The organism is Corynebacterium sp. 335C (assembly GCF_053525695.1).
Genome location: NZ_JASTTB010000001.1, coordinates 1,555,594 through 1,569,257, shown reverse-complemented (window position 1 = coordinate 1,569,257; position 13,664 = coordinate 1,555,594). Strand labels below are relative to the sequence as shown.

Genomic DNA, 13,664 nt, shown 5'->3' with positions numbered 1-13,664 from the left:
ATGGGCGACCTGCGGAAACGATCGGCGCGGATCCGGTGGACAACCGGTGGGCAGGTGGTGGGGAGGCGGCCCGGATCCTGTGGACAACTTCCGCCGGAGACGTCCATCCACAATCGGCCCCGGGTTGTCCACCGTCGGCCCACGATCCCGTCAACGATCGGATCCGGGCGATAAGCTGCGGCGATCGTGGAATTCCACGATGTGCACGGGCCCTATCACCACTACTTCCTTAATTTTCCCCAGATCATCACGTAAAGGGAGGGGGTGTGCGCGAACCGTTCCGGACCTCCTCCGGGCCCGGGCGGCGCGGCCGAGACGGAAATGACACGACCCGGGCCGGCGCCGGAGGGCCGGGCCGCGCGGAACCTGTCATTCGAGGACCGGAGCCTCGGTCAGGGGAGTGGTGCCCGCTCCCGCGCCCCGTCCCCGCACCGCCGGATTCCCGTCATCCCATGTTCCCCGCCGCCGCTACGGGCGCCGGTCCGGCTGGGGTACGGTTAATCCCAGGATCCCCGCGCCCTCGCGCGGGGCACGGGCGCGCGCCCGCCGCACGGCCGGCGCCAGCGCCCGTCCCGGCCGCCGGCCGGGGCACCGCAACGCAGATTGCACGAATTCACCGGACAACAGGGCCTGGAGGGACGATGGAGCAGACCGACGTGCGCTTCCGCGCCGAGAAGGACGACCTCGCGGAGGCCGTCGGCTGGGTGGCCAGGAACCTCCCGATGCGCACGACGCAGCCGATCCTGCGCGGCATGATCTTCGACGCGGGGGACGAGGGCCTGGAGATCGCGGGCTACGACTACGAGGTTTCCACGCGCGTGCGCGTGCCCGCGGAGATCGAGACGCTGGGCCGCTTCGCGGTGTCCGGCCGCCTCGTCGCCGACATCGTGGCGAAGATGGCGAACAAGCCGATCGAGCTGCACTACGACGGCTCGAAGGTCCACCTGTCCTGCGGCTCGTCCCGCTTCGAGCTGCCGGCGATGACGCTGGAGGACTACCCGGCGCTGCCGGAGACCCCGTCGACGACCGCGACGGTCGACCCGGGCACGTTCATTGAGGCCATCGGCCAGGTGTCCGTCGCCGCCGGCCGCGATGACACGCTGCCGATGCTGACGGGCATCCGCATGGAGACCGAGGGCGACGAGGTCACCCTCGCCGCCACCGACCGCTTCCGCCTGGCTGTGCGCACCTTTCGGTGGGATCCGGCGGGCGAGGCGGCGACCGAGCTGCTCATCCCGGCGAAGACCCTGTCGGAGACCGCCCGCTCGCTCGATCCGCATTCGACGGATCCGGTGACCATCGCCGTCGGCGACGGCTCGGACGGCCGCCCGGTCGGCGCCGACGGCCTGCTGGGCATCCTCGCCGGCGACCGCCGTACCACCACCCGCCTGCTCGACGCGGACTTCCCGAAGTTCCGCCCGCTGCTGCCGAAGCAGCACACGTCGCTGGCGTCCATCGAGATCGAGCCGCTGCGCGAGGCCATCCGCCGCGTCTCCGTCGTCGCGGACCGCGGCGCGCAGGTGCGCATGGACTTCTCGGAGGGCCAGGTGCGCCTGTCGGCGCAGGCGGAGGAGACCGGCCGGGCCGAGGAGGTCCTGGACTGCGCGTTCTCCGGCGAGCCGCTGCTCATCGCTTTCAACCCGGGCTACCTCAACGACGGCCTGGGTGCCATCCACACCCCGCGTGTGGTCATGGGCTTCACCCAGTCCTCGCGCCCGGCGATCCTCGTGCCGGAGCCGGAGGAGATGCCGGAGGCCGGCGAGGACGGCATGTTCCCGACCCCGGAGACGGACTACACCTACCTGCTGATGCCGGTCCGCCTGCCGGGCTAGGCCGGGGAGGGGGTCCGCGATGCACCTGCGGGCGCTGTCGCTGCGCGACTTCCGCTCCTGGCGCGAGTTCGCCGTGGAGCTGGAGCCGGGCATCACCGTGTTCACGGGGCGCAACGGCTACGGCAAGACGAACATCGTCGAGGCCGTGGGCTACCTGTCGACGCTGTCGTCGCACCGCGTCTCCGGCGATCCGCCGCTGGTGCGCGCGGGCGCGGAGAACGCGCGGGTGTCGGCGACGGCGGTCAACGACGGCCGCGAGCTGACGGCCCACCTGCTCATCGCGCCGCATGCGGCGAACCTGGCGCAGCTGAACCGCACGCGGATGAAGTCGCCGCGGGACATCCTGGGCACCGTCCGCAGCGTGTTCTTCGCGCCGGAGGACCTGGAGCTGGTGAAGGGGGAGCCGGCGAAGCGGCGCCGCTACCTGGACGATCTGCTGGCGGTGCGCCGTCCGCGACTGGCCGGGGCGCGCATCGAGTACGAGAAGATCCTGCGGCAGCGCAACGCCCTGCTGAAGACGGCGGGGTCGGCGCTGCGCCGCGGCTACTCCTCCGCGGACGGCGAGGCGGCGCTGGCGACGCTCGACGTGTGGGACGGCCGCCTGGCCGGCGTCGGCGCCCTGGTGACCGCGGAGCGCGTGAAGCTCGCCCGCGAGCTGGTGCCGCACGTGTCGGAGGCGTACCGGACGCTCGCGCCGTCGTCGCGCCCCGCGTCCATGGCCTACCGGCCGCGGGTGGTGCCGGAGGGCACGCCCGCCGACCAGGTGCCGGACGATCCCGAGGTCCTGGAGGCGATGCTGCTGACCCGCATGGCGGAGCGCCGCCGCGCGGAGATCGAGCGCGGCCGCTCGCTCGTCGGCCCGCACCGCGACGATCTGGAGCTGCTGCTGGGCAACGAGCCGGCGAAGGGCTTCGCCTCCCACGGCGAGACGTGGTCGTTCGCGCTGGCGCTGCGCCTGGCGTCGTACTTCCTGCTCCGCGAGGACGGTCCGGACCCCGTCCTGGTGCTCGACGACGTGTTCTCCGAGCTCGACCGGCACCGCCGCGAGGCGCTGGTCGGCATCGCTCGGGAGGCGGAGCAGGTGCTCATCACCTCCGCGGTCGGCGAGGAGCTGCCGGAGTCGCTGACCGACGGCGGCTTCACGGAGCACGTCGTCACCGTCCGCGATCTGCCCGACGGCGGCCGCGAGTCGCTGCTGGACGAGCACCTCGCGGAGTCCGACGACGCGGACGCCGGCGCGCGTGACGACGCGGGAGACGCCGGCGCGGGGTCGCCCGCCGCGTCCGACGCGGCGCAGCAGCGGGAAGAGGAGTCGCGTGACGACGGCGACCATTCCGGCGGGGATCCCCGATGAACCCCGAAACCCCTGATGGCGCGGAGGATCGCGCCGGGGGATCGGCCGCTCCGGAGCCGTCCGCCGACCCCGCGGCCCCGCGGGAGGCCGGGGAAGCCAACGCCGCCGCCGGCGGCGACGCGGGGGAGGGTGACGTCGTCACGCACGGCGAACGCACGGTCGTGCCGGACGCGCGCGCGGCGGCGATCGCCGACGGCGGCCTGGTCGACGAGGTCTTCCGGTTGACGCGCGAGGTCGCGGGCACGCGCGGCCGGCTGCCGTCGCTGACGCGGCCGCCGCGGCGCACCGCCCGCGACCTGCTGGCCGACCGCCCGGCGACGGGGGAGGGCGAGCCGGCCGACCCGATGGAGCGGCACCTGCCGGGCCTCGCCGACGCGCGGGCGGAGGTCGTCGACGCGGCGGGCACCCCGGTGCCGGAGCACCTGCTGCGCGACCGGTCCATCCGCATCCGGCGGCGCCGGCGCGACGAGCCGGAGAAGCTGGGCTCGGTGTTCCTGCGCAACGTCGTCGAGCGCGGCTGGCGGGCGGACATGGCGCGCGGCGTCATCATGACGCGCTGGCCGGAGATCGTCGGCGACACGCTGGCGGAGCACGTCGCCGTCGTCCGCTTCGAGGACCGGACGCTGCACCTGGCGGCGTCGTCGACGGCCTGGGCGACGCGGCTGCGGCTCATGGCGGGCGACATCATCGCGCGCATCGCCCGGGAGGTCGGCGACGGCGTCGTGGAGCAGGTGCGCATCGACGGGCCGAAGGCCCCGAGCTGGCGGAAGGGGCGGCTGCACGTCCGCGGCCGCGGACCGCGCGACACGTACGGGTGAGCCGCCGGCGCGGCCGGATCCGCGCCCGGAGCCGGCCGGATCCCCGCCGCCGGCCGCCGCCGCAGGGGGCCGTCTCCGGGATACGTCCCCGAAAAACGGCCCTGTGTTGGCCGTGGACGGCACGGGATGCGCCACCGGTAGGGGACCACGGGTAAGATGGGGCGGTACTCAAGCCTAAGAAGAAGGAGACCGGCTCCACAGTGGCTGCCACCGAACACAATTACGACGCGTCATCCATCACGATCCTCGAGGGCCTCGAGGCCGTGCGGAAGCGTCCCGGCATGTACATCGGTTCCACCGGTATCCGCGGCCTGCACCATCTGGTGTGGGAGGTCGTCGACAACTCGGTCGACGAGGCGATGGCCGGGCACGCGACCCACGTCGACGTGACCCTCATGAAGGACGGGGGCGTGCAGGTCGTCGACGACGGCCGCGGCATCCCCGTCGAGATGCACCCGTCGGGCGCCCCGACCGTGCAGGTCGTCATGACCCAGCTGCACGCCGGGGGCAAGTTCGACTCCGAGTCCTACGCGGTGTCCGGCGGCCTCCACGGCGTCGGCATCTCCGTCGTCAACGCGCTGTCGACGCGCGTGGAGGCGGACATCACCCGCGACGGCCACGTGTGGCACCAGAACTTCACCAACGCCATCCCGGACGAGCTGGTGCAGGGCAAGAAGGCGCGCGGTTCCGGCACGACCGTGCGCTTCTGGCCGGACCCGGAGATCTTCGAGACGGTCGACTTCGACTTCGACACCATCGCGCGCCGCCTGCGCGAGATGGCGTTCCTCAACAAGGGCCTCACCATCACGCTCATCGACGAGCGGGTGACGGAGGAGGACCTGGAGGCCGAGGCGCTGGCGGAGCAGGCCGAGCAGGAGTCCGCCGCGACCGCGAAGTCCGGCGAGGAGGACGAGGCCGAGAAGAAGGCCCCGAAGCCGCGCGAGCGCCGGAAGACCTACCACTACCCGAACGGGCTCAAGGACTACGTCGAGGCGCTCAACAAGTCCAAGAAGGAGATCCACCCGACGATCATCACCTTCGAGGCCGCCGGCGAGGGCCACGAGGTCGAGATCGCGATGCAGTGGAACAACGGCTTCTCCCAGTCGGTCCACACCTTCGCGAACACGATCAACACGATCGAGGGCGGCACGCACGAGGAGGGCTTCCGCTCCGCGCTGACGTCCCTGATGAACCGCTACGCGCGCGAGCACAAGCTGCTGAAGGAGAAGGAGGCGAACCTCACCGGCGACGACTGCCGCGAGGGCCTCGCCGCCGTCATCTCCGTGCGCGTCTCCGACCCGCAGTTCGAGGGCCAGACGAAGACGAAGCTGGGCAACACGGAGGTCCGCTCCTTCGTCCAGAAGATGACCAACGAGCACATCGCCCACTGGCTGGAGGCCAACCCGGCGGAGGCCAAGGTCATCGTCAATAAGGCGATCGCGTCGGCGCACGCCCGCCAGGCGGCCCGCAAGGCCCGTGACCTGGTGCGCCGCAAGTCCGCGACGGACATCGGCGGCCTGCCCGGCAAGCTCGCCGACTGCCGCTCGAAGGACCCGAAGGCGTCCGAGCTGTTCATCGTGGAGGGCGACTCCGCCGGCGGCTCCGCGAAGTCGGGCCGCAACTCGATGTTCCAGGCGATCCTGCCGCTGCGCGGCAAGATCCTGAACGTCGAGAAGGCGCGCCTGGACAAGACGCTGAAGAACGCGGAGATCCAGGCGATCATCACGGCGCTGGGCACCGGCATCCACGAGGAATTCGACATCTCGAAGCTCCGCTACCACAAGATCGTGCTGATGGCCGACGCCGACGTCGACGGCCAGCACATCGCGACGCTGCTGCTCACGCTGCTGTTCCGCCTCATGCGCCCGCTGGTGGACGAGGGCCACGTGTACCTCGCCCAGCCGCCGCTGTACAAGCTGAAGTGGGGCAAGGGCGAGCCGGGCTACGCGTACTCCGACGCCGAGCGCGACGCGCAGCTGAAGGAGGGCCTGGACTCCGGCCGCAAGATCAACGTCGACGACGGCATCCAGCGCTACAAGGGCCTCGGCGAGATGAACGCCGAGGAGCTGTGGGAGACGACGATGGACCCGTCGAACCGCGTCCTGCGACAGGTCACCCTCGACGACGCGCAGAAGGCCGACGAGCTGTTCACCGTCCTCATGGGCGACGACGTCGCGTCGCGCCGCTCCTTCATCACCCGCAACGCGAAGGACGTCCGCTTCCTGGACGTCTAGCGCCGCAGGCGGTCGCGTCGCCCGCGACCGCGCCGCGCGTCACCGGTTCCCCCGCGCTCCGGTGTTCGCGTGACGACGGGCCCCGCACGGTTTCACGTGAAACCATGCGGGGCCCGTCGTCGTTCGTGCGGGGGAGGGGAGGGCCGCCCGGCGGCCCGCGGCCCGGCTGGACCGCGGCGCCGTCGGGGGTTCCGGCTCCGCCGCCGTCCCCGTCGGGGGCCTAGGACGACCCGGCGCCCGGCAGCGTCACCGGGGCGGCGTCGGAGGAGCCGCCGCCGAGGATGGCGTCGATGTCGGGGGTCTCGCCGCCGGACGGCAGCTCGATGGAGCCGGGCAGCTCGACGGAGCCGTCGGAGGAGCCGCCGGAGTTGCAGCCGCCGACCGGGGCGCCGTTGAAGGCGGCCAGCAGGAAGCCGAGGCCGAACGGTGCGCCGGAGACGGCCTGCAGGAAGTGGTTGTATCCCTCGATCTCCGGGAGGATGTCGTCGCGGTAGACGACCTGGGCGCCGGCGGAGCACCAGCGGTTCGCCAGGTCCTTGGCCTGCTGGTAGTCGACGTTGGCGTCGTACCTGCCGGAGACGACCATGACGGGCGCGGTGGGCGTGCGGTTGCCGATGCGCTGGTCCTCCATCGCGGCGCGGCCCTCCGGCATCTCGTCGAGGATCTTGTCCAGCGGGCGGCCGTCGACGGTCCACATGTCGGTGGTCTGGTTGCCGAACGCCTCGGTGATCTCATCGGTGCACATGGTGGAGACGTCCTTGAGGACGGCGCGGCCCTCGGGGGAGATGTGCTCCGTCAGGTGGCGCTCCAGGTCCGGATAGCGGGCCAGGAGGCCGTTGATGGTGAAGCCGATGGCGCCGACGAGGTCGGAGCCGTCGATGCCGCGCTGGACGGCGTCGAGGTCCGCCGGCGGGGCCGACATGTAGGCGGCGGCGACGTCGAGCTCCGGGGCGTACTCCGGGGCGGACTCGGCCGCGGCGGCGGAGGCGCCGCCGCCCTGGGAGTGGCCGTAGAAGGCGACCTTGCCGGGGGCGCCGCCGCGGGAGGCGACCAGCTCGTGGGCGGCGCGGGCGCCGTCGAGCATGGCGTGGGCCTGCTCGGCGCGGTTCATGTAGGTGTGCATGCCCGGGGTGCCCATGCCGACGTAGTCGGTGACGAAGACGCGGACGCCGACGGCGGAGTACACCCAGTCGTACAGGCCCTCCAGGGCGACGAGGCGGCCGGAGGAGAACGGGTCGGGCTGGCCGTCGAGCGGCCAGTTGCGGGACGGGGCGCACTGGTCGCCCTGCCCGATGGTGCCGCGGCCGATGACGATGGTCGGGCGCTCGCCGGCGCCGGTCCACGGCACCGACGGCTCGACCATGTAGCCGGAGACCGGGATCGCCTCGCCGTGCTGGGTCGTGGTGGAGTACAGGACCTTCGTCACCGACGACGGCAGCGGGAAGTCCATGCCCTGCGGCATCGGCGCCATCGGGGCGTCCTGGGTGCGCAGGATGGTGCCGGGGGCGCCGGCGGCGACGCCGGAGGTGTCGTAGAAGGGGTCGTAGGCGTCGGCGCCGTCCTGGCCGACGGCCCCGCCGGAGCTGCCGACGGAGATGCCGATGTCGGGGCCGGAGCCCTGCCCGTCGTTCGGGCCCGCGGAGGCGATGGCGGGTGTGGAGGCGAGCAGCAGGACCGCGGCGGCGGCGCCGTAGGCGGCCCTGGGGAATCGTCGAAGCGTCATGACTCGTTCTTCTATCAAACGGATAAAAAATGAACCTCCGTTTCCCGCGAAAACCTGCCGGGGAGGCCGTGTTCCGCCGTTCGCCGGGCCCGGGGGCCGCCGGGCCGCTAGGCTCCCGTGACGTGACAGCCAGCGACGCCAGCTCCGTGCCCGAATCCGCAGAACGCCATGACCTGCAGCTTCCCGACGGGTCGACCACGCCCGTCGCCGTCTACCGGTCCGAGGGGGAGCCGGTCGGCGCGGTGATGCTGTGGCCGGGGTTCGGCGTCGGCGGCCGCTACTACCGGCCGCTGGCGGAGGAGCTGGCCTCCCGCGGGCACCTCGTCGCCGTCGGCGAGCTGCGCGGCCAGGGCGGCTCCACCGCCGTCGCGGAGCGCGGCCACCGCTGGGGCTACGCCGACCAGTCCCGCGTGGAGTACGCTCGCGTCGACGCGCTGGTCCGCGAGCTCGCCCCGGGTGTGCCGGTCCGCGTCGTCGCGCACTCCATGGGCGGCCAGATCACGTGCGTCGCGATGGCGCTGGGCATCATCCGCCCGGACGCGTGCATGTTCGTCGGCTCCGGCACCCCGTGGTTCCGGAATTTCGAGATGAAGGAGAAGCTGCGGCTGCTGTGGGGCGCGCCACTGATGCGCGTCGTCTCCCGCGTCCTGGGCTACTGGCCGGCGGGGAAGATGGATCTGGCGGGCTACGGCCGCCAGCCGTGGAAGCACCTCCGCGAGTGGTCGACGATGGCGCTGACCGGCCGCTTCGAGCCGGAGGGCCGCGATCTGACGGAGGAGTTCGCCGCCGTCGACGTCCCCGTCCTGCTCACCCGCTGCCTGGGCGACGCGGACTGCCCGATGGACAGCGCCCGGGATCTGGCCCGCCGCCTGGGCAACGCCCGGGTGGAGGAGATCCCGGTGGAGCTCGGCCACAACCGCTGGGCCCGCGAGCCGCTGCCCGTCGCCGACAGGTTCGAGCAGATGGTGCGGGAGATCGACGCCGGGGAGTGGCGCGCCGGGGAGTAGCGCCCGGGCCTAGAACGCCCCGAACGTCCCGACCGGGGCCATCGCGGGCCGCCCCGCCGCCCACGTCGCGTGGATGGCGCGGTCGTCGCCCAGCATCATGAGGGCCTCCAGCTGGTGCCGGCCGCGGACCAACCCGCGGAGCTGGACCGCCTGGCGGGGGCGCTCCACGACACCGCCGGCTTCCTCCACGGGCAGGGGGACGTCCCCGCCGCCGCGGATCCGTCGCATTACGACGCCGCGGTCATCCGCCCCGCGGCCGCCGCGGATGCCGCGGCCCCCGCCGGCGAAGCCCCCGCGGCCCCGGACGACGACGCCCCCGCACCCGCCACCGACCGGAAGGACCACGACCGATGATCGAGCTCGACAACGTCCGCCAGGAGTTCCGCACCGCCGCCGGCGACCTCGTCGTCGCCCTCGACGGCGTCGACCTGCACGTCGTGGAGGGGGAGTCCGTCACCCTCGTCGGCCCGTCGGGCTGCGGCAAGTCGACGGTCCTCGGCATCCTCGCCGGGTTCCTCGACCCGACCGCGGGATCCGTCCGCGCCGCGGGCTCGCCGGTCACCGGCCCGGGCGTGGACCGGGGCGTGGTGTTCCAGGCCCCGACGCTGCTGCCGTGGCTGTCCGTCCGCGGCAACGTCGGCCTCGCCGCCCGCTACGGCGCCGGGGGAGAGGGCGCGGAGGAGCGCGCCGAACGGCTCATCTGGACCGTCGGCCTGCACGACGCCGCCGACCGCCTGCCGCACGAGCTGTCCGGCGGCATGCGCCAGCGCGCCCAGATCGCCCGCGTCCTCGCCGCGGACCCGCCGATCGTCCTCATGGACGAGCCGTTCGGCGCCCTCGACCCCTTCACCCGCGAGCGGCTGCAGGCCGAGCTCCTGTCGACCCGCGCCGGACGCCGGCCGACCGTCGTCTTCGTCACCCACTCCGTGGAGGAGGCGATCCTGCTCGGCGAGCGCGTCGTCGTCATGGCCGCGAAGCCCGGCCGCGTCATCCGGGAGGTCGACGTCCCGGAGCATCTCCGCCCCGCGTCGCGCACGGACTCCCGGGACCCCGGCGACCTCATCGACGCCATGCGCGACGTCGCCGCCGACCCCGGGTACATCCGTCTGCGCACGGACATCACCGCCGCGGTCGCCGGCGCCCACGCGCCCGCCGCGTGATCGCGTGACGACGGGGCCCGCACCGCGCCGGTCCCCGCCGGACATCGCCGGTCCGCCGTCCCCCGGGCCGGTGTTCGGCAGGCCGGCGACCGCTGGGCCGGACTACTCCGCGCCGGACATCGAGAGGACGACGCGGGCGAGGACGCGGTTCGCGCCGTCGCCGCCGGGCCCGCCGGGGCCGTCCAGGGGCCGCAGCGCCGCGATCGCCTCCTCGACGGCGATCCGGCGGGCGGCCTCCGTGGCGTGGAGGGGGATGCCGCCGATGCGGCCGCCGGCCACCGCCGCCACCGCCACGATGGCGGGCAGGGAGCGGACGACGGCGCCGGTCTCCGCGCAGATCTCGTCGGCGGCGGCGAGCAGGATCTCCGGGTCCACGCGCGTCACCGCCCCCGGCGGATGCGGCGCTCGAGGGCCCGGTACTCCTCGCACTCCCGCCGGGCGAGGTCCCTGACCTCGGCGGACGCGACGCGCCGGGCGGCCTCGGCCACGATGGCCCGCGCCGCGGCGGTCTGCTTCGAGGTGCCCTGGGCCTCCGCCAGCAGCGCGAGCGCGGCGTCCTGGGCCTCCGTCAGGCGCAGCGTCATCGCCATGCCGTCCTCCTCCTTCTCCTTCTTCCTGTTCCGCTTCCGCGTCCGGGGCCGTTTCCCGGTTCCTTCACGGCGGTCCGGACCTTCTTCCCGTTCCGTCCCCGTGATCCGGGCGCGCCGGACGGTGTCACGTGAAACGTCGCGCGGCGCCGACCGCGGGGCTCGGCGGGGTGCGCCGCCGGGGCCGGGGGAGCGGCGCCGGGGCGGTGGGCGTCGTCAAGCGATACCACGATGATACCGCGATCGGGGCCGCGGACCGCGGAAAACGCCCCCAGGGCGCCTAAGATGGAGGGGACGACCATCAACCCAACGGAAAGCAGGCGCCTTCAGTGAGCGACAACGGCAGCGACGACCTGTTCGGTCCCGGCGGCCCCGGCGGCGGCGACGAGATCCGCCCCATCGACATCAACGAGGAGATGCAGTCGAGCTACATCGACTACGCGATGTCGGTCATCGTCGGCCGCGCCCTCCCCGAGGTGCGCGACGGCCTCAAGCCGGTGCACCGCCGCATCCTCTACGCGATGTTCGACAACGGCTACCGGCCCGAGCGCGGCTACGTGAAGTCCGCGAAGCCCGTCTCCGACACCATGGGCAACTACCACCCCCACGGCGACGCGGCGATCTACGACACCATGGTCCGCATGGCCCAGCCGTGGGCCATGCGCTACCCGCTGGTCGACGGCCAGGGCAACTTCGGCTCCCGCGGCGACGACGGCGCCGCCGCCATGCGATACACCGAGGCCAAGCTCACCCCGCTGGCCATGGAGATGGTCCGCGACATCCGCGAGAACACCGTCGACTTCCAGCCCAACTACGACGGCCGCACCACCGAGCCCGTCGTCCTGCCCTCCCGCGTCCCGCAGCTGCTGATGAACGGCTCCGGCGGCATCGCCGTCGGCATGGCCACCAACATGCCGCCGCACAACCTCCGCGAAATCGGCGACGCCATCAACTGGTGCCTCGACAACCCCGAGGCCGACGAGCAGGAGACCCTCGAGGCCGTCATGGCCCGCATCAAGGGCCCCGACTTCCCGACCGCCGGCCTCATCGTCGGCGACGACGGCATCCGCGACGCCTACACCACCGGCCGCGGCTCCATCCGCATGCGCGGCGTCACCTCCATCGAGCAGGAGGGCAACCGCCAGTCCATCGTCATCACCGAGCTGCCGTACCAGGTCAACCCCGACCGGCTCATCGCCAGCATCGCCGAGCAGGTCCGCGACGGCCGCCTCGCCGGCATCGCCTCCATCGACGACGAGACGGACCTCAAGTGGGGCATGCGCATCGTCGTCAAGCTCAAGCGCGACGCCGTCCCGCGCGTCGTGCTCAACAACCTGTACAAGCACTCCCAGCTGCAGACCAGCTTCGGCGCCAACATGCTGTCCATCGTCGACGGCGTCCCGCGCACGCTGCGCCTCGACCAGCTGGTGCGCCTCTACGTCGCGCACCAGATCGAGGTCATCGTCCGCCGCACCCAGTACCGCCTGGACGAGGCCGAGAAGCGCGCCCACATCCTCCGCGGCCTGGTCAAGGCCCTCGACGCCCTCGACGAGGTCATCGCCCTCATCCGCCGGTCGCCCACCGTCGACGAGGCCCGCACCGGCCTCATGGGCCTCCTCGACATCGACGAGGCGCAGGCCGACGCCATCCTGGCGATGCAGCTGCGCCGCCTCGCCGCCCTCGAGCGCCAGAAGATCATCGACGAGCTGGCCGCCATCGAGGAGCAGATCGCCGACTACAAGGACATCCTGGCCAAGCCCGAGCGCCAGCGGCAGATCGTCAAGGACGAGCTCGGCGAGATCGTCGACAAGTACGGCGACGACCGCCGCACCCAGATCATCGGCGCCGTCGGCGACGTGTCCGAGGAGGACCTCATCGCCCGCGAGAACGTCGTGGTCACCATCACCTCCACCGGCTACGCCAAGCGGACCAAGGTCGACGCCTACAAGTCCCAGCGGCGCGGCGGCAAGGGCGTGCGCGGCGCGGACCTGAAGCAGGACGACATCATCCGCCACTTCTTCGTCTGCTCCACGCACGACTGGATCCTCTTCTTCACCAACCGCGGCCGCGTCTACCGCCTCAAGGCCTACGAGCTGCCCGAGGCCACCCGCGCCGCCCGCGGCCAGCACGTCGCCAACCTCCTGGAGTTCCAGCCCGGCGAGCGCATCGCCGAGATCCTGCAGATCTCCAGCTACCAGGACAGCCCCTACCTCGTCCTGGCCACCCACGAGGGCCGCGTCAAGAAGTCGAAGCTGGAGGACTACGAGTCCGCCCGCCACGCCGGCCTCATCGCCATCAACCTCAAGGAGGGCGACAGCCTCATCGGCGCCCGCCTCTGCTCCGCCGACGACGACCTGCTGCTCGTCTCCGAGCGCGGCCAGGCGATCCGCTTCACCGCCTCCGACGACGTGCTGCGCCCCATGGGCCGCGCCACCGCCGGCGTCCTGGGCATGCGTTTCAAGGGCGACGACAAGCTGCTGTCCATGGTCGTCGTCGAGGAGGGCCAGCACCTCCTCGTCGCCACCACCGGCGGCTACGGCAAGAAGACCCCGCTGTCCGAGTACACCGCGCAGGGCCGCGGCGGCCAGGGCGTGCTCACCCTGAAGTACGACCCGAAGCGCGGCCCGCTGATGGGCTCCCTGGTCGTCTCCAACGACGACGAGATCTTCGCCGTCACCTCCGCCGGCGACATCATCCGCACCAACGTCCGCGAAATCCGCGCCACCTCCCGCGCCACCAAGGGCGTCCGCCTGGTCAACCTGGCCGAGGGCGTCGAGCTCCTGGCCATCGACCGCAACGTCGAGCAGGAGGGCGAGGAGACCGCCGTCAAGGTGTCCGAGACCGGCAGCCTCGACGTCGTCGAGGGACGCCCCGGCGGCACCTCCGCCTCCGGCCAGGGCGACCTGCCCGGCACGACGGCCCGTGACGGCGAGAAGGAGTAAGGGGGAC

At 72.7% G+C, this 13,664-nt stretch carries 11 protein-coding genes; 7 read left to right on the top strand and 4 right to left on the bottom strand.

Annotated elements, in window-relative coordinates; all coding sequences use genetic code 11:
- Positions 1 to 641 precede the first annotated feature (641 nt).
- The 4 genes from dnaN (at position 642) to gyrB (ending at position 6,238) form a co-directional block, all read left to right on the top strand.
- Positions 642 to 1,832, top strand: coding sequence for a DNA polymerase III subunit beta (dnaN, locus tag QQS41_RS06800; RefSeq protein WP_448851874.1), 1,191 nt, complete (start codon positions 642 to 644; stop codon positions 1,830 to 1,832).
- 19 nt (positions 1,833 to 1,851) lie between these two features.
- Positions 1,852 to 3,186: a DNA replication/repair protein RecF gene (gene recF, locus QQS41_RS06795; protein ID WP_448851873.1), complete on the top strand. Its 1,335-nt coding sequence runs from the start codon at positions 1,852 to 1,854 to the stop codon at positions 3,184 to 3,186.
- The gene (locus QQS41_RS06790) at positions 3,183 to 4,004 is read left to right on the top strand and encodes a DUF721 domain-containing protein (protein WP_448851872.1); all 822 of its coding nucleotides are present in this window, start codon (positions 3,183 to 3,185) and stop codon (positions 4,002 to 4,004) included. Before recF ends, QQS41_RS06790 begins: the two co-directional genes overlap by 4 nt.
- A 263-nt stretch (positions 4,005 to 4,267) precedes the next feature.
- Positions 4,268 to 6,238, top strand: a complete 1,971-nt coding sequence (gene gyrB / locus QQS41_RS06785) for a DNA topoisomerase (ATP-hydrolyzing) subunit B (protein WP_448852000.1) — start codon at positions 4,268 to 4,270, stop codon at positions 6,236 to 6,238.
- Between the two features lie 220 nt (positions 6,239 to 6,458).
- Here gyrB and QQS41_RS06780 read toward each other — a convergent pair whose 3' ends face one another.
- The gene (locus tag QQS41_RS06780) at positions 6,459 to 7,961 is read right to left on the bottom strand and encodes a lipase family protein (RefSeq protein ID WP_448851871.1); all 1,503 of its coding nucleotides are present in this window, start codon (positions 7,959 to 7,961) and stop codon (positions 6,459 to 6,461) included.
- A 122-nt stretch (positions 7,962 to 8,083) separates the two neighbouring features.
- Between QQS41_RS06780 and QQS41_RS06775 the strand changes: the two genes are divergently transcribed.
- Positions 8,084 to 8,968: an alpha/beta fold hydrolase gene (locus tag QQS41_RS06775; protein ID WP_448851870.1), complete on the top strand. Its 885-nt coding sequence runs from the start codon at positions 8,084 to 8,086 to the stop codon at positions 8,966 to 8,968.
- Positions 8,969 to 8,977: 9 nt separating this feature from the next.
- Here QQS41_RS06775 and QQS41_RS06770 read toward each other — a convergent pair whose 3' ends face one another.
- Positions 8,978 to 9,196, bottom strand: coding sequence for a hypothetical protein (locus QQS41_RS06770; RefSeq protein WP_448851869.1), 219 nt, complete (start codon positions 9,194 to 9,196; stop codon positions 8,978 to 8,980).
- A 122-nt stretch (positions 9,197 to 9,318) separates the two neighbouring features.
- Between QQS41_RS06770 and QQS41_RS06765 the strand changes: the two genes are divergently transcribed.
- Positions 9,319 to 10,128 (top strand): ABC transporter ATP-binding protein, encoded by an 810-nt coding sequence (locus QQS41_RS06765; protein ID WP_448851868.1) that lies wholly within the window; start codon positions 9,319 to 9,321, stop codon positions 10,126 to 10,128.
- Between the two features lie 102 nt (positions 10,129 to 10,230).
- On the opposite strand, the gene QQS41_RS06760 is transcribed toward QQS41_RS06765, so the two are convergent.
- Together QQS41_RS06760 and QQS41_RS06755 are read right to left on the bottom strand one after the other, a co-directional pair.
- Positions 10,231 to 10,512 (bottom strand): TetR family transcriptional regulator, encoded by a 282-nt coding sequence (locus QQS41_RS06760; protein WP_448851867.1) that lies wholly within the window; start codon positions 10,510 to 10,512, stop codon positions 10,231 to 10,233.
- Complete coding sequence (locus QQS41_RS06755; protein ID WP_448851866.1) at positions 10,509 to 10,718, bottom strand: CopG family transcriptional regulator; 210 nt, start codon at positions 10,716 to 10,718, stop codon at positions 10,509 to 10,511. The genes QQS41_RS06760 and QQS41_RS06755 overlap by 4 nt, the downstream gene beginning before the upstream one ends.
- A 413-nt stretch (positions 10,719 to 11,131) precedes the next feature.
- Here QQS41_RS06755 and gyrA point away from each other — a divergent pair, with 413 nt between their 5' ends.
- Positions 11,132 to 13,657 carry a DNA gyrase subunit A gene (gene gyrA / locus QQS41_RS06750; RefSeq protein ID WP_448851999.1) on the top strand — a complete coding sequence of 842 codons (2,526 nt, stop codon included), beginning with the start codon at positions 11,132 to 11,134 and terminating at the stop codon, positions 13,655 to 13,657.
- The last annotated feature ends 7 nt before the right edge of the window (positions 13,658 to 13,664 follow it).